Origin of the sequence: Rhodococcus sp. DT1, assembly GCF_049844875.1 — a bacterium.
In the GTDB taxonomy this organism is placed as follows: domain Bacteria; phylum Actinomycetota; class Actinomycetes; order Mycobacteriales; family Mycobacteriaceae; genus Rhodococcus.
The window spans coordinates 662,001-675,360 of the sequence record NZ_JBNCLW010000001.1 but is presented as its reverse complement, the minus strand read 5'-3'; the positions used below and the strand labels follow the sequence as shown (position 1 = coordinate 675,360).

General features: G+C 66.8%; 13 protein-coding genes. 4 read left to right on the top strand and 9 right to left on the bottom strand.

From position 1 onward, the window contains the following. Position 1: 1 nt before the first annotated feature. Entirely contained in the window at positions 2-2,248 is a 2,247-nt protein-coding gene (gene scpA, locus ACLQ3J_RS03150; RefSeq protein ID WP_425902111.1) for a methylmalonyl-CoA mutase, read from the bottom strand. After that, positions 2,249-4,138 (bottom strand): methylmalonyl-CoA mutase small subunit, encoded by a 1,890-nt coding sequence (gene mutA, locus ACLQ3J_RS03145; protein WP_425902109.1) that lies wholly within the window; start codon positions 4,136-4,138, stop codon positions 2,249-2,251. A 240-nt stretch (positions 4,139-4,378) separates the two neighbouring features. Here mutA and ACLQ3J_RS03140 point away from each other — a divergent pair, with 240 nt between their 5' ends. After that, entirely contained in the window at positions 4,379-5,080 is a 702-nt protein-coding gene (locus ACLQ3J_RS03140; RefSeq protein ID WP_296549529.1) for a TVP38/TMEM64 family protein, read from the top strand. Between the two features lie 86 nt (positions 5,081-5,166). Continuing rightward, entirely contained in the window at positions 5,167-5,940 is a 774-nt protein-coding gene (locus ACLQ3J_RS03135; protein WP_296549528.1) for a crotonase/enoyl-CoA hydratase family protein, read from the top strand. Positions 5,941-5,973: 33 nt separating this feature from the next. Here the strand turns inward: ACLQ3J_RS03135 and ACLQ3J_RS03130 are convergent, their stop codons facing one another. Beyond that, the gene (locus ACLQ3J_RS03130; RefSeq protein ID WP_425902107.1) at positions 5,974-6,306 is read right to left on the bottom strand and encodes an amphi-Trp domain-containing protein; all 333 of its coding nucleotides are present in this window, start codon (positions 6,304-6,306) and stop codon (positions 5,974-5,976) included. A gap of 230 nt (positions 6,307-6,536) precedes the next feature. Here ACLQ3J_RS03130 and ACLQ3J_RS03125 point away from each other — a divergent pair, with 230 nt between their 5' ends. Beyond that, complete coding sequence (locus ACLQ3J_RS03125) at positions 6,537-8,132, top strand: MFS transporter (protein ID WP_425902105.1); 1,596 nt, start codon at positions 6,537-6,539, stop codon at positions 8,130-8,132. On the opposite strand, the gene ACLQ3J_RS03120 is transcribed toward ACLQ3J_RS03125, so the two are convergent. From ACLQ3J_RS03120 to ACLQ3J_RS03105, 4 genes are all read right to left on the bottom strand, one after another. After that, complete coding sequence (locus tag ACLQ3J_RS03120) at positions 8,129-9,019, bottom strand: NAD(P)-dependent oxidoreductase (RefSeq protein ID WP_169652119.1); 891 nt, start codon at positions 9,017-9,019, stop codon at positions 8,129-8,131. The two genes, ACLQ3J_RS03125 and ACLQ3J_RS03120, sit on opposite strands and share 4 nt — an antisense overlap. A gap of 157 nt (positions 9,020-9,176) precedes the next feature. Beyond that, on the bottom strand, positions 9,177-9,578 hold the full coding sequence (locus ACLQ3J_RS03115) for a DUF302 domain-containing protein (protein ID WP_425902103.1): 402 nt from the start codon (positions 9,576-9,578) through the stop codon (positions 9,177-9,179). 144 nt (positions 9,579-9,722) lie between these two features. Then, complete coding sequence (locus ACLQ3J_RS03110) at positions 9,723-10,166, bottom strand: hypothetical protein (RefSeq protein WP_169652121.1); 444 nt, start codon at positions 10,164-10,166, stop codon at positions 9,723-9,725. A 99-nt stretch (positions 10,167-10,265) separates the two neighbouring features. Continuing rightward, positions 10,266-10,403: a hypothetical protein gene (locus ACLQ3J_RS03105; RefSeq protein ID WP_425902102.1), complete on the bottom strand. Its 138-nt coding sequence runs from the start codon at positions 10,401-10,403 to the stop codon at positions 10,266-10,268. Between the two features lie 244 nt (positions 10,404-10,647). Here ACLQ3J_RS03105 and ACLQ3J_RS03100 point away from each other — a divergent pair, with 244 nt between their 5' ends. Beyond that, positions 10,648-10,824: a hypothetical protein gene (locus tag ACLQ3J_RS03100; RefSeq protein ID WP_169621939.1), complete on the top strand. Its 177-nt coding sequence runs from the start codon at positions 10,648-10,650 to the stop codon at positions 10,822-10,824. A 108-nt stretch (positions 10,825-10,932) separates the two neighbouring features. Here the strand turns inward: ACLQ3J_RS03100 and ACLQ3J_RS03095 are convergent, their stop codons facing one another. Together ACLQ3J_RS03095 and nhaA are read right to left on the bottom strand one after the other, a co-directional pair. Beyond that, the gene (locus ACLQ3J_RS03095) at positions 10,933-11,637 is read right to left on the bottom strand and encodes a universal stress protein (protein WP_169621938.1); all 705 of its coding nucleotides are present in this window, start codon (positions 11,635-11,637) and stop codon (positions 10,933-10,935) included. A 171-nt stretch (positions 11,638-11,808) separates the two neighbouring features. Beyond that, positions 11,809-13,113, bottom strand: a complete 1,305-nt coding sequence (nhaA, locus tag ACLQ3J_RS03090) for a Na+/H+ antiporter NhaA (protein WP_425902100.1) — start codon at positions 13,111-13,113, stop codon at positions 11,809-11,811. Between the last annotated feature and the right edge of the window lie 247 nt (positions 13,114-13,360).

Sequence of the window (13,360 nt, the reverse complement as noted above, 5' to 3'; positions counted from 1 at the left end):
TCTATCCCTGGACGTGGTGGCCGAGCTGGGCTGCCAGCTTCGTGAGCAGGCCGGCGGCCGCGTCGGCGATCACGGTTCCGGGCGGGAAGATCGCCGCGGCACCTGCCTGGTAGAGCTCGTCGAAATCCCCGGGCGGAATGACGCCGCCCACCACGATCATGATGTCCTCGCGGCCCACCTCGGCCAGTGCCTGCTTGAGAGCAGGAACGAGAGTGAGGTGACCCGCGGCCAACGACGACACACCGATGACGTGCACGTCGTTGTCGGCCGCCTGCTGGGCGACCTCTTCGGGCGTCTGGAACAGCGGTCCGACATCCACATCGAAGCCGAGGTCGGCGAACGCGGTGGAGATCACCTTCTGTCCGCGGTCGTGGCCGTCCTGTCCCATCTTCGCGACGAGGATGCGGGGCCGGCGGCCCTCCTCTTCAGCGAACTTCTCGACGAGTTCCGTTGCCGTGGTGATGTTGGTCGCCTTTCCGGCCTCGTCGCGGTACACCCCGCTGATCGTGCGGATCTCGGCCTGGTGCCGCCCGTAGACCTTCTCGAGGGCGTCGGAGATCTCTCCGACAGTCGCTTTCGCGCGTGCCGCGTCGATCGCGAGGGCCAGCAGGTTGTTCTCCATGCCACCCTCGGTGGACGCGGCGGCGCGGGTCAGCTCGGCGAGCGCGGCCTGCGTTGCCGCCTCATCGCGGTCACTGCGAAGCCGCTCGAGCTTCGCGATCTGCTCGGCGCGCACCTTGGAGTTCTCGACCTTGAGCACCTCGATGGTGTCCACCTCGTCGGGAACATACTTGTTGACGCCGATCAGCGGCTGGCGCCCGGAGTCGATACGGGCCTGGGTGCGCGCGGCAGCTTCCTCGATGCGCAACTTCGGGATGCCTTCGGAGATGGCCTGTGCCATTCCGCCGGCTTCCTCGACCTCGGCGATGTGCGCGCGGGCCCGGTTGGCGAGCTCGTGGGTGAGCCATTCGACGTAGTGCGAGCCACCCCACGGATCGATGGGCCGGGTGGTGCCCGACTCCTGCTGCAACAACAGCTGCGTGTTGCGGGCGATACGGGCGGAGAAGTCGGTCGGCAACGCGATCGCCTCGTCCAGCGCGTTGGTGTGCAGCGACTGGGTGTGACCCTGTGTCGCAGCCATCGCCTCGACGCAGGTACGCGTGACGTTGTTGAACACGTCCTGCGCGGTCAGCGACCACCCCGAGGTCTGCGAGTGGGTGCGCAGCGACAGCGACTTGGCGGACTTCGGTTCGAACTTTTCGACCAGTTCGGCCCACAGGAGCCGGCCGGCGCGGAGCTTGGCCACCTCCATGAAGAAGTTCATTCCGATCGCCCAGAAGAACGACAGCCGTGGTGCGAACTTGTCGATGGCCATGCCTGCGTCCAGCCCGGCACGGATGTACTCCACACCGTCGGCGAGGGTGTACGCCAGCTCCAGATCGGCCGTCGCTCCGGCCTCCTGGATGTGGTAGCCGGAGATCGAGATGGAGTTGAACTTCGGCATCTTCGCGCTGGTGTACGAGAAGATGTCGGAGATGATCCGCATCGACGGCTTCGGCGGATAGATGTAGGTGTTGCGGACCATGAACTCCTTCAGAATGTCGTTCTGAATGGTTCCGGCGAGTTGTTCGGGCTTGACGCCCTGCTCTTCCGCGGCGACGACGTACAGCGCGAGAATCGGCAGCACCGCGCCGTTCATCGTCATCGACACGGACACCTGGGACAGATCGATGCCGTCGAAGAGTTGCCGCATGTCGAGGATCGAGTCGATCGCGACACCGGCCATACCGACATCGCCCTGGACGCGCGGATGGTCGGAGTCGTAGCCGCGGTGGGTCGCGAGGTCGAAGGCGACCGACAGGCCCTTCTGCCCGGCCGCGAGGTTGCGGCGGTAGAAGGCGTTGGACTCCGCGGCGGTGGAGAATCCGGCGTACTGGCGGATGGTCCACGGCTGGTTGACGTACATCGTCGGGTAGGGGCCGCGCACGAAGGGCGCGATCCCCGGGTAGCTGTCGAGGGGGTAGCCCTCGGCGACGATCGCGTCGCGGTCCGCCCGGGTGTAGACCGGCTTGACGTCGATCCCCTCGGGCGTGGACCACACCACTTGGTCCTTGGTGTACAGGTTGGCGGTGGCGACGGATTCGGTGAGTGCGTCGGCCTGCTCCGCAGTGGGAGCGGACGGCACCGGCGCCGCCGGGTCGGTCAGCGGGATGTCGGCGAAGCTGCCGATCTCGTGTTCGATACTCACTTACGCTCCCAGGGTGTCGAGCAGGTCGGTCAGCGCGGCAACCGCGTCGATACGGGCGGTGAGGAAGCCGTCGGGACGGCTCTCGCCCTGCACATCGCCGACGGCTTTCTCCGGTCCGGCGAGCAGCACGGTCGTGATTCCCGCGGCGCGCAGCGCGGCGGTGGCGGTCGCGGCTTCCTGGCCGTACCGGGCATCGGTGCCGCAGAGGATCGCGATACTCGCGCCGGATCCGCTGACGGCGGCGGCGACGGCATCGCCCGTGAGATCGAGCGGACCCGGGTTGACGGTCTCGATGCCGCCCGATGCCATCAGGTTCGCGGCGAAAGTGCTGCGGCCGTTGTGTTCTGCGACGGGTCCGAGCGGTGCGAGCAGCACCTTCGGCCGGGCGCCGTGTGCGGCGAGGTAGACGTCCGAGCGGTCACGCAGCGCCTCGAACGGCGCCGCATAGCGCGCGGCGAACGTGCCGGCGTCCGCGGCTCCGGCGGGGAGCGGGGCCTCGGCGAGATTGGGGAACTCGTTGATGCCGGTGAGCGCGGTCCTGCGATGCGCGATGTCGTCTTCCCTGTGCGCACGGGTCGCGGCGATGCGTTCGGCGACCAGCCCCGACTCGAGGGCGGCGCGGTATCCACCGGCAGCTTCGATCTCCTGGAAGAACTCCCAGGCCTTGGCGGCGATCTGCGCGGTGAGTTCCTCGACGTACCAGGATCCGGCGGCGGGGTCGAGAACGCGGCCGAGGTTGGATTCCTCGAGGAGCAGCAACTGGGTGTTGCGGGCGATGCGTGCGGCGAACCCTTCGGACACGCCGAGCGCGCCCGTCGGCAAAGCGGCATCGAACGGCAGCACGGTCACGGCGTCGGCACCGCCGATGCCCGCGCCGAATGCGGCGAGGGTGGTGCGCAGCATGTTCACCCAGGGGTCGCGCTGGGCCATCATCGCGGCCGAGGTGACTGCGTGCTGGGGAGCGTTGCCGGCTTCCGGTGCGCCGACCACCTGGGCGATACGTGCCCACACTTGCCGGCCCGCGCGGAACTTCGCGATGGTCTGGAACTGATCGTCCGTCGCAGCCAGGCGGAACTCGATCTGTCCGAGCGCCTGCTCCGGCGAGAGTCCGGCGGTGATCAGTTCGCGAACGTACGCGAGACCGGCGGCGACCGAGGCGGCGAGTTCCTCGGCGTCCGAGGCACCGGCGTCATGGAATGCGGTGCCGTCGACGGTGAGGGCCCGAACCGTGCCGGTGCGCTCTGCCGCCACGACCGCGAGTTCGATCGCTTCCGGCACGGTGATGTCCCCGCGGCCCGAGAATTCGCTGGTCAGCGGCGCGGCGCCGAGAAAGAGGCGTACGGCGTCCGGGTCGGCGAGGTCGCTGCGGGAGTCGACCACCGCGTACAGCGCTGCGGTGGCCGCAACGGTGTCGGCCCGGGCGTCGAGTGTTACCGGCGCGAGGTCGAGCAGCACGTTCTCGAGGGCTGCGCCGAGAGACTCGACGGGAAGGTCGGTGCCGCCGACACGCAGCCACAGTGCACCGACGCCGTTTTCGAGTCCGTTGAGGATGCGCTCGTTGACCTTGGTGGCGGTGCCGTAACCGGTCGCCGCCGCGGCGCCGCCGAACTGCGCGGACACCAGCCAACCGGTGGTGACGTCGCGGGTGGAGGAACCTCCGCGTACGAACGGGAACTCACCGGGCAACGGGACTTCGGGACGTTCGTCGCGAATGCCGTAGAGGGGGTTTACGGTGACACCGTCGTACGTCGTGGTCTCGAGCAGTCGCTGCGGCTCGGGGCCGAGTTCTGCCGGGTCGACACGCCGAGACTTCGCGAGCACTCCCGCGACCGCGTCCTGCCACTGCGCATATGCGCGCGCGGCGTCCTCGGCTTCTGCAGCTAATGACACGTGCGATTCCTCCTACTGCGGCATGCAGGATCTGTTCGGCGGCGTTGTGGGCCGGAGGCGGATGATCCCGAAAAGGTTAAACCTTTGTCGCTGTGATGCTAGCCGCACACTCTGGACACTCACTGTGGGGATTCCCACAGATTCTCTAACGATCGATAAATGTGGTCCGCAGTGTGTGATCGGGCACGCCGGTCGCGGCGCCTCCGGAAGTACCGCGCCCCGCGGGTACGCTCAGACCCCGTGACGAGGATTATCGGAGACCGCAGGATCCTCGGTCTCCTCCTCTTGCTCGCCGGCCTGATCGCCGTGGCGCTGCTGGTTCCGCTCCCCTCCGTAGGACAGATTCGGGAGTGGTCCCAGTCGGTGAACGGCCCCACGCTGATCCTCACGTTCTTTGCGGTCCACACCCTGGTGACGATCGCTCCCGTGCCGCGAACGGTGTTCACGCTCAGCGCCGGTGTGCTCTTCGGGAGCGTGACCGGAATCGCGGTGTCGGTCGCCGCAACGACCGCAAGCGCGATTCTGGCGTTTCTTCTGCTGCGCGCGGTGGGACGCACCGTCGTCGAGGCGCATCTGACGCACCCCGCCGCCAAAGCGGTCGATCTGCGTCTGGCTCGCCGTGGCTGGCTCGCTGTCGGGTCCCTGAGATTGATCGCGGCTGCACCGTTTTTTGTCGTCAACTGCTGTTGCGCGGTGTCGTCGGTGCGATTCGTGCCGTACACCCTCGCCACGATGGTCGGCATCCTTCCCGGCACCGTCGGTGTCGTGTTGCTCGGCGATGCCCTCACCGGCCGGGCCGATCCTGCGTTGATGGTCGTCAGCGCCGTGTGTATCGCGGTCGGCATCGGTGGCCTCCTACTCGAAGCCCGACTCCCCGAACCGGCGGGTTCCGCTCTGGACGCTGTCGTCGATCCCCCGGCACACTCGCCCCGGAGCGAGTGACATGCCCCGGTCGATACTGAGTATTGCCCCGGCTCTGCCGCACTCCCCTTCACACTGGGAGCGATGACGGGGAGCGGAGCGGGAAGATGACGAGATACGAGTCCATTCGCGTCGAGACCGAGGATCGCGTGACCACGGTGGTCATGGCGCAACCGGGTCGTCGCAATGCCGTCGACGGTGCGATGGCTGCGGAACTCGCGCGGGCATTCGAAGAGTTCGACACCGACCCCGGCACCGACGTCGCCGTCCTGTACGGCGAGGGCGGGACGTTCTGCGCCGGCGCCGATCTGAAATCGATCGGTACAGAGAGAGCCAACACCGTCGCGGTGGAGGGTCACGGCCCGATGGGCCCGACGCGCCTGAGCATGTCGAAACCGGTGATCGCGGCGATCGAGGGCTATGCGGTGGCCGGTGGTCTCGAGCTTGCGATCTGGTGTGACCTGCGGGTTGCCGCGTCGGACGCCGTGTTCGGCGTGTTCTGCCGGCGCTGGGGAGTACCGCTCATCGATGGCGGCACCGTGCGCCTACCGCGACTGATCGGCGAGAGCCGGGCCATGGACATGATTCTGACCGGCCGGCCGGTGGGTGCGGACGAGGCGCTCGGTTTCGGCCTGGCCAATCGTGTGGTCGAGCCCGGCACCGCGCGAGCAGCCGCAGAGCAGCTTGCCCGAGAGCTGACGCGCTTTCCGCAAACCTGCATGCGCAACGACCGCCGGTCGGCTCACAACCAGTTCGGACGCACAGAGCGAGAGGCCATGGCACTCGAGATCCGGGTCGGGATGGAATCTCTCGCGGTCGATACGACCCACGGCGCTGCTCGGTTCAGCGACGGAGAAGGCCGCCACGGCGACTTCTCGTAGACCGGCCCGGCTGGACGGGCGTGCGCCACGGGGTCATTTTGCCGGGGTCTTGCGGGGCCGTCCCCGGCGCGCCGGCCGGGCAGGAGACGGGCTCGCCGGCTCCGTCGACGGTTGTTCCTCGGCCCCCGATGCGCCGGACGAAGCGTCGCGCCAGCTGATTTCGATTTCGATTTCGATCTCGTCGCCCTCGACCTCGATCTCCAGCTCCCACCGCACTCGGTCGGCGACCTCCATCGTCACCGAGTCACCGGACGATCCCAGCTCCACCTCCGAGCCGTCGGCGAGAGCACGGCCGAGTTCGATCAGCCGCTCGGACGCTTCCTTACGAGAAAGCTCGGACGTCTTCTTGATCTCCAGCTTGGGCACGACGACTCCTGACCTCAGCGCAGTGTGCACTCACCGTAACCGCCGCGAGGTATGTGACCGGCCCGAACGAGAAGACGGACGGCGGGTCAGCGGCCGCACGAACCTTCGCGACCTCTGCCTGCATCGCCCTCGCTCGTGGGAAACTCGATCTCGGGATGGGTATCACACCGGGTACCGGTGTGGCTTCCCGGCCGCTCCGGCGACCCCGACCGAACGGCGGTGCACACCGCATGAGCGAACACCCACCTGCCGGCGAATCGTCCGGGGAAGTAGTGGCTCCTCGGCGGCTGCTGGGTCTCCTGCTGGCGATGGCGATGTTCGTCCTCGTCGTCGATACCTCACTGATGAACGTGTCCATCTCGTCTGTGGTTCGCGATCTCGACACGACCGTGAGCGGTGTTCAGTCGGCGATCGCGCTCGAGGCACTGGTCTCGGCCGCGTTCATCCTGATCGGCAGCAAGATCGGCGACCTCATCGGACGGAAGCGGGCCTACGTACTCGGCCTGCTGGGCTATGCCGTCGGTGCGACAGCCATGGCACTCGCACAGACCCTCACGGCGGTCATCGTCTTCTGGGCCGTCCTGGGCGGTATCGGCGCGTCGCTGCTGTTACCCGCCATGCAATCCCTCATCCACGGAAACTTCGAAGGGAAGGCGCAGAAGAAGGTCTACGCCCTGGTCGGGGCGGCCGCCGCGATCGCCGCTGCGGTCGGGCCACTGCTCGGCGGGTTCATCACCACGTTCCTGTCGTGGCGGGTGGGCTTCGTCCTCGAGGTTGTCCTCATCGGGATCGTGTTGTGCGGGATCGGACTCGTCCGCGACGTGCCGTACACCGGTCCGCGGACGATCGACCTGGTCGGCGCCGCCCTCTCCGTCGTGGGAATGGGTGGCGTCGTACTGGGGATTCTGGTGTGGCAGGAAGGCGGCGAGTTCGTCGGCGTGCTCCTCGTGCTCGGCGCACTCTCGCTGGTCTGCCTCGCGGGCTGGCTCGTGCGCCGCAAACATCGAGGGAAGACGACGTTGCTGGACCCGGATCTGTTTCACTCCACGATGTTCCGGCTGGGAATCACGGGACAGATGCTCCAGCAGATCGCCCTGGGCGGGACGATGATCGCGTTGCCCATCTACCTACAGATGGTGCTCGAATACAACGCGCTGCAAGCGGGACTGTCGCTCGCGCCGCTGTCTCTCAGTATGTTCGCGGTGGCGTTGCTCGCAGGCAACAAGGCCGGCGACCGGCGCCCCAGCAGCATCATCCGCGGAGGATTCGTGCTGTTGACGATCGGCATCGCCGCGCTGATACCGATCGTGCCGCGAGCCGAATTCGGATGGGGGCTCATACTTCCCCTGATGATCGCCGGATCCGGCCTCGGTTTGCTGGTGTCCCAGCTCAACAACTACACACTCGCACCGATCGACGAAGAGCGCATCAGCGAAGCGGCGGGGGTCAACTCCGCGTCGGGGTCGTTCGGACTCTCGTTCGGACTCGCATTCGCAGGTGCTCTGATGCTGGCGACACTGTCCTTCACGTTCACGTCCATGGCGGAATCGAGCACCGTACTCCCTCCGGCCGAGCAGCGTCAGGTCGCGCACGTGCTCGAGGACGACGCGCAGGTCATGAGCAACACACAACTCGAACAACTGCTCGTAGAACAGCCGCCGGTGATTCGAGACGAGATCGTTCGGATCAACACGGACAGCCGTCCTCGCGCTCTCCAGGTTGCCTTGCTCGTTCCCCTTGTCGCAGGCCTCGCCGGGATCGTCACATGCCTACGGATGGGGCGCATACCCGATCCGGAATCCCACGAACCGGCGGACAGCACCTAGGCGGTGGTGTCCCCGGTCAGACCGGCCCTGCGCCGGGTCGCCTCGGTGATCGCGGACCAGTCCTGACGGGCCTGCCCGTGGGCCAGCGCATCGATGAACACATCTTCGAGCACGCTTCCGAACGGCAGTGTCACATCGGCCTCCCGCGCCTGGGCGCGTGCGAGACGCACATCCTTCAGCCCCAGAGCCAGTCCGAATCCGGTCGGCTCATACGTGCGACGAGAGATCATCCGCCCGTAGCCCTCGTAGACGGCACCGGGGAACAAGCTGTCGTTCATGATGTTCATCAGCAACTCCGGTGATCCGCCCACCTTCTCCGAGATGGTCGTCGCCTCGGCCATGGCCTGGAGTGCGTTGGCGATCAGATAGTTGCCGAGAATCTTGACGATGTTGGCCTGCTTGGGGTCCTCGCCGATCCGCCACGTCCGGCGTCCGATCGCCTCGAGCAGCGGAGCCACTTCCTCCACGGCGGAGGAGTCACCCGCGGCGAGCACCGTCAGGTTGCCCGCGTCCGCAACTTCCGCGCGCCCGAAGACCGGGGAGGCCACGTAGCGGACGCCGATACCTGTCAGCGCCTCCGCAGCGTGGGTAGCCATTTCGGGGCTCACCGTGGCGAGGTTGACGTGGATGGCACCCGGCGGCATCGCAGCGAGAGAGTCGGGAGACAGTACGGTGCCCGCGAATGCGTGGTCGTCGGCGAGTGCACTACACGAGATGGGCACACGCAACGCCTCCGCCGGCGAGTCGACTTCCGTGGCACCGTACTCGACCACAGCGCCGGCTTTGCCGGGGCTTCGATTCCAGACGGAGACGGTGTTTCCGGCTCGTGCCATATTGCGGGCCATCGGTGTACCCATCGTGCCGAGGCCGAGAAATCCGATCTCCACAGCAAAGTCCTTCCCATCGGGAAAGCGTGTTGGCGGCCGGTTCAACTCTAGCGCCGCCTCCGTGCGGGCGCGGGCGCTCGACGGAAGCGGGCGAACGGTCGCGGCGGCTCGTGAGACCCGAGAGAAGCAGTACCGCCGGATCACGCAGGGTCGTGGATCAGTCGTTCTGCAGTGCGTCGATCGCGGCTGCGAGTTTGGCGGCGGCGTCCTCCGCGACCTCACGCAACCCCTCGGTGTCGGCCACCTGCACCATGATCTGCGGGTTCATCGCATCGATGATGATCACGTCGTCGTTCTCGGGGTCCCGACGCACCACGACATTGCAGGGCAGGAGAATTCCGATCTGCCTGTCCGTGGTCACGGCGCGATGCGCGAGTGGCGGATTGCACGCGCCGAGAATCACGTAGTCTTCGATGTCCTCGTCGAGCTTGGCCTTGAGCGTCGCCTTCATATCGATCTCGGTGAGAACACCGAAACCCTGCTCCGACAATGCTTTTCGAGTCCGGTCGAGTGCGTCGTCGAAGGTGGTCGCGAGAGTGGTCGAGAGTGCGAGGGTCATGGGTGTTTCCTTTCCGGTCCGGCGTCGGGCCCGCTTTGCGTCAGGCGGGCGCCGCCTCTCAGTATACCCCTCGGGGTATCCCCACTCCCCGTTCGGACGCCCGGCCCACCGGGCCGACCGAGGGTGCGCGACGAACTCGGACCCCTACTCCGGCGAGGGCGACGCCGACGTCCTCGACGGCCCGGACCAACTCACGACCACCGACCGCACCCCCGAACATTCCAGCATCGACCGAATCGGCCCGCCTGCGCACAACTGACGGTCGAGTTCTCTCTGTTGCGCGCCCAGATCACGGCCGTCGGGTACCCCGACGAGGATCTCGACAGGGGCAGTACTGCGCCCACCCTCGAGCAGGAGTTGTTCCTCGTGGACGGCATGGACCGGGACGTCCTCGTTTCCGGCAGCATCTCCGACGACGAGCGCGACGTAGTCGGCTTCGTCGTCGTGGTAGACGACGAGATGGCTGGGGCGCGTCGTTGCGGGCAAGGAAACGTCCACGTGCTCGCCTCGACGCACCTCCTGCAGTTCCCCACCGAGGCTCACCCGCCGGGCAGTCCAGCTGAAGAATCCGGTATCAAGCTCCTTCATCGCTCGCCCGCTCTCCTCGTGGTCACTCGTACGAGAGTTATTCGTCGCCGGAACGCGGCGGGACGGGTGAGTGTTTCTGCGGACCTCCGCCGTCACACGTCAGCGCGAGCGGCGCTTGTCGCGTAACCGGGTAGCGAACTCGCGCGCCTTGCGCTGGTTCTCCGGTTTGGACGCTTCGCGCTTGACCACCTGAATTGCCTTGACGGCCACGCCGCCCTTGATGACCCTGCTGAGCATTCCCATCGTGTGCCTCCTGTCGTGCGGACATCGAATCCGATACTTCAAACGGTACGAGCCGACACCGGACTGCGCGACCTACCGGTAGTACTCCGGACCCACCAGGAGGCAAGGCAATGCTCCCGCAGTGACGACGGACGATCATCACGATCCACAGAAAGGACACGATATCCAGGTCCGAAGGTCCCTGATCGCGCGACGATCATCCCTTGTGCTGGGCCGACTTCCTGCAGAGAATCACCGCATGGGGAACTTCGGGGTGCCCGCCGACCTTTCGGACGACGAGATCGTAGAAGGCCTCTATTTCTGGCGAAACAGACTGCGCCACTTCGCTTCCGAAGGAGACACCGTCGCCGAGGAAGAGGCTCGCGCCGCCCTCGGACAATTCACGAGCGAGGCTCAGCGGCGCGGACTTCACTGAGGCGGGCGACCGCTCCCCCGGCTGTCGTCCGACGCCGCCCGGCGTTCGCTGCGCCCACCGCCGTGGCCGGATCGACCGTCGTCGATGCGTGGGAAACATGGGGGATCGCTAACGGTTTCCGGTTTCTCTCGGCGAGTCGAGTGGGCTCACCCGAACGGCCACAGTGGGTTCTGCGGAATCCTGCCCTTCCGACGGAACCGTCGGATCCACCACGAGAACAGGGACCGGACAGTGCGCCGTGAGGTACTCCGCCACACTGCCGAGCATCCGGGTCGACATCCCGCGGCCCCGCTTCCCGACGACCAGCACGTCTGCACGGTGGTTCTCGGCGTACCAGCGCAGGCACTCTCCGGGCGGACCTGCAAGAACCGCGTAACCCACCGGAACGGTCCCGGCGCCGGAGGCTGCCGCGGTCAGACGCTGCTTCGCCCGGTCCACCATCGTCGAGTCGGGGTCGTTGGCGTCGTCGTAGGACACGACCGCGACCAGCTCGAGAACTCCGCCGCCGCTCCCGAACAAGCGCAGCGCCGAGTGCAGCGCGTGCTCGGCCTCGACGGAAGCGTCGTACCCGACCATTACGCGGAGTCCGGACGCCTTCGCGGCGTCGGCGCCCCAGCTGTCGACGGACGTCACGTCGACGGAGCGGGGATTGCGTTCGACTCGCTCGTACGCAATGGGGACGAACAACGGCCCGAGGATCACCGCGATGAGTGTCCATCGACCGTCGTGTCCGCGGCGCGCCATCCATAGACCCGTCAGCAATCCGACGCACACCCACACGACGACGAAGACGGCAAATACGGTCCAGTTCACGATCTTCTCCTCGTACACGATGCAGCATCACGGTGTGTCCGCGTGCGGACCTCGGGAACAGTGCGCACCTCGGGGACAGTGCGCACCTCGGGGACAGTGCGGAAGTCGGGGACTGTGTCCCGCGCCGAGCTCGGCCGAACTCTGCCTCCCGGCGCCGCGCCGAGCCCGATCTCAGGCATGACGCTCACCCTTCTGGTAGACGTCGGGGATCCCGTCTCCGTCGTCGTCGACCGTCTCCAGTGCGACGATCCTCCGGTAGGTGCGGTTGCGGACGACAAGCACCGACGAAGCGCACAAGGCACTGAGCAGCGAGCCGCACAGGACGGCGACCTTGATGTGGTCGGCGGCAGGAGTCCCCGCGCCGTACGCGAGATCCCCGATCAGCAACGACACCGTGAATCCGATACCGCCGAGCAGCGCGACACCGAACACATCGACCCAGCTCAGTTCGTCGTCCAGGTGCGCGCGGGTGAAGCGCGCCACCAGGTAGCTGACACCGAAGATTCCGACGACCTTACCGATGACCAAGCCCGCAATCACGCCGATGGAGATGGGATCGGTGAGGGCATCGGCCAACCCCGTGAGGCCGCCGACCGTCACGCCGGCGGCGAAGAACGCGAACACCGGTACCGCGACTCCGGCGGACAGCGGGCGAATCCGGTGTTCGATGTGCTCGGCCACCGGAATCTTCTTACCGTCGACCATCCGTGACACCGGAACCACGAACCCGAGCAGGACGCCGGCAATCGTGGCGTGCACCCCGGATTCGTGGACGAGCCACCAGGTGACAGCAGCCAAGGGCACCAGCACCCACCATGCGTTCACCCCGCGCTGCAGGGCGAACCCGAACGCCAGCAGGGGAAGCAACGCAGCGCCGAGAAAGAGCAGCTTTACATCGTCGGTATAGAACACGGCGATCACCGTCACCGCCAGGAGGTCGTCCACCACGGCCAGCGTGAGCAGAAACGTCCGCAGCGCCGACGGCAGGTGTGCGCCGATCACAGCGAGGATGGCCACCGCGAACGCGATGTCGGTCGCGGTGGGGACCGCCCAGCCGTTGAGCGCCTCCGCACCGCCGCGCGCGTTGATCGCAACGAAGATCAGCGCGGGGACCACCATGCCGCCGAGCGCGGCGGTGACAGGCATCGCGGCGCGGCGCAGATCCCGCAGACTGCCTTCGACGAATTCGCGCTTCAGTTCCACACCGACGACGAAGAAGAAAACCGCGAGCAGCCCGTCCGCCGCCCACGTGCCCAACGACAAATCCATGTGGAGGGCCGACGGACCGACGGTGGTCTCGCGTAAGGCGTGGTAGGAGTCGGACCACGCGGTGTTCGCCCAGATGAGCGCGGCGACTGCCCCGACGAGCAGCAGGATGCCGCCCACCGTTTCTTTGCGCAGAATGTCCGCCACACGCCGGGATTCCTCCCAGGAACCACGGGACAGGAACGGAAGGCCGGAGAAGATGCTCGACATCACACGTCCTCGGAAGACAGCGCGGCCGACTGTCGTGCGGGGCAGCATCGGCCGGGCCGAGAATTCACGACGGGAGTCAACGCGCCGGGCATCCCGGCAGGCGGGGTTGGAGATACAACACGACGGTACACACAGTCCTCCGGCTCGAGAGTGAGATCATCACCTTGCCGACCAGACTTCCCGGCGCACCGGAAAGGACAGTACCGCACTCGTACGGTGCGGACGGTCGTCGCCCTCCTGCGCCTCG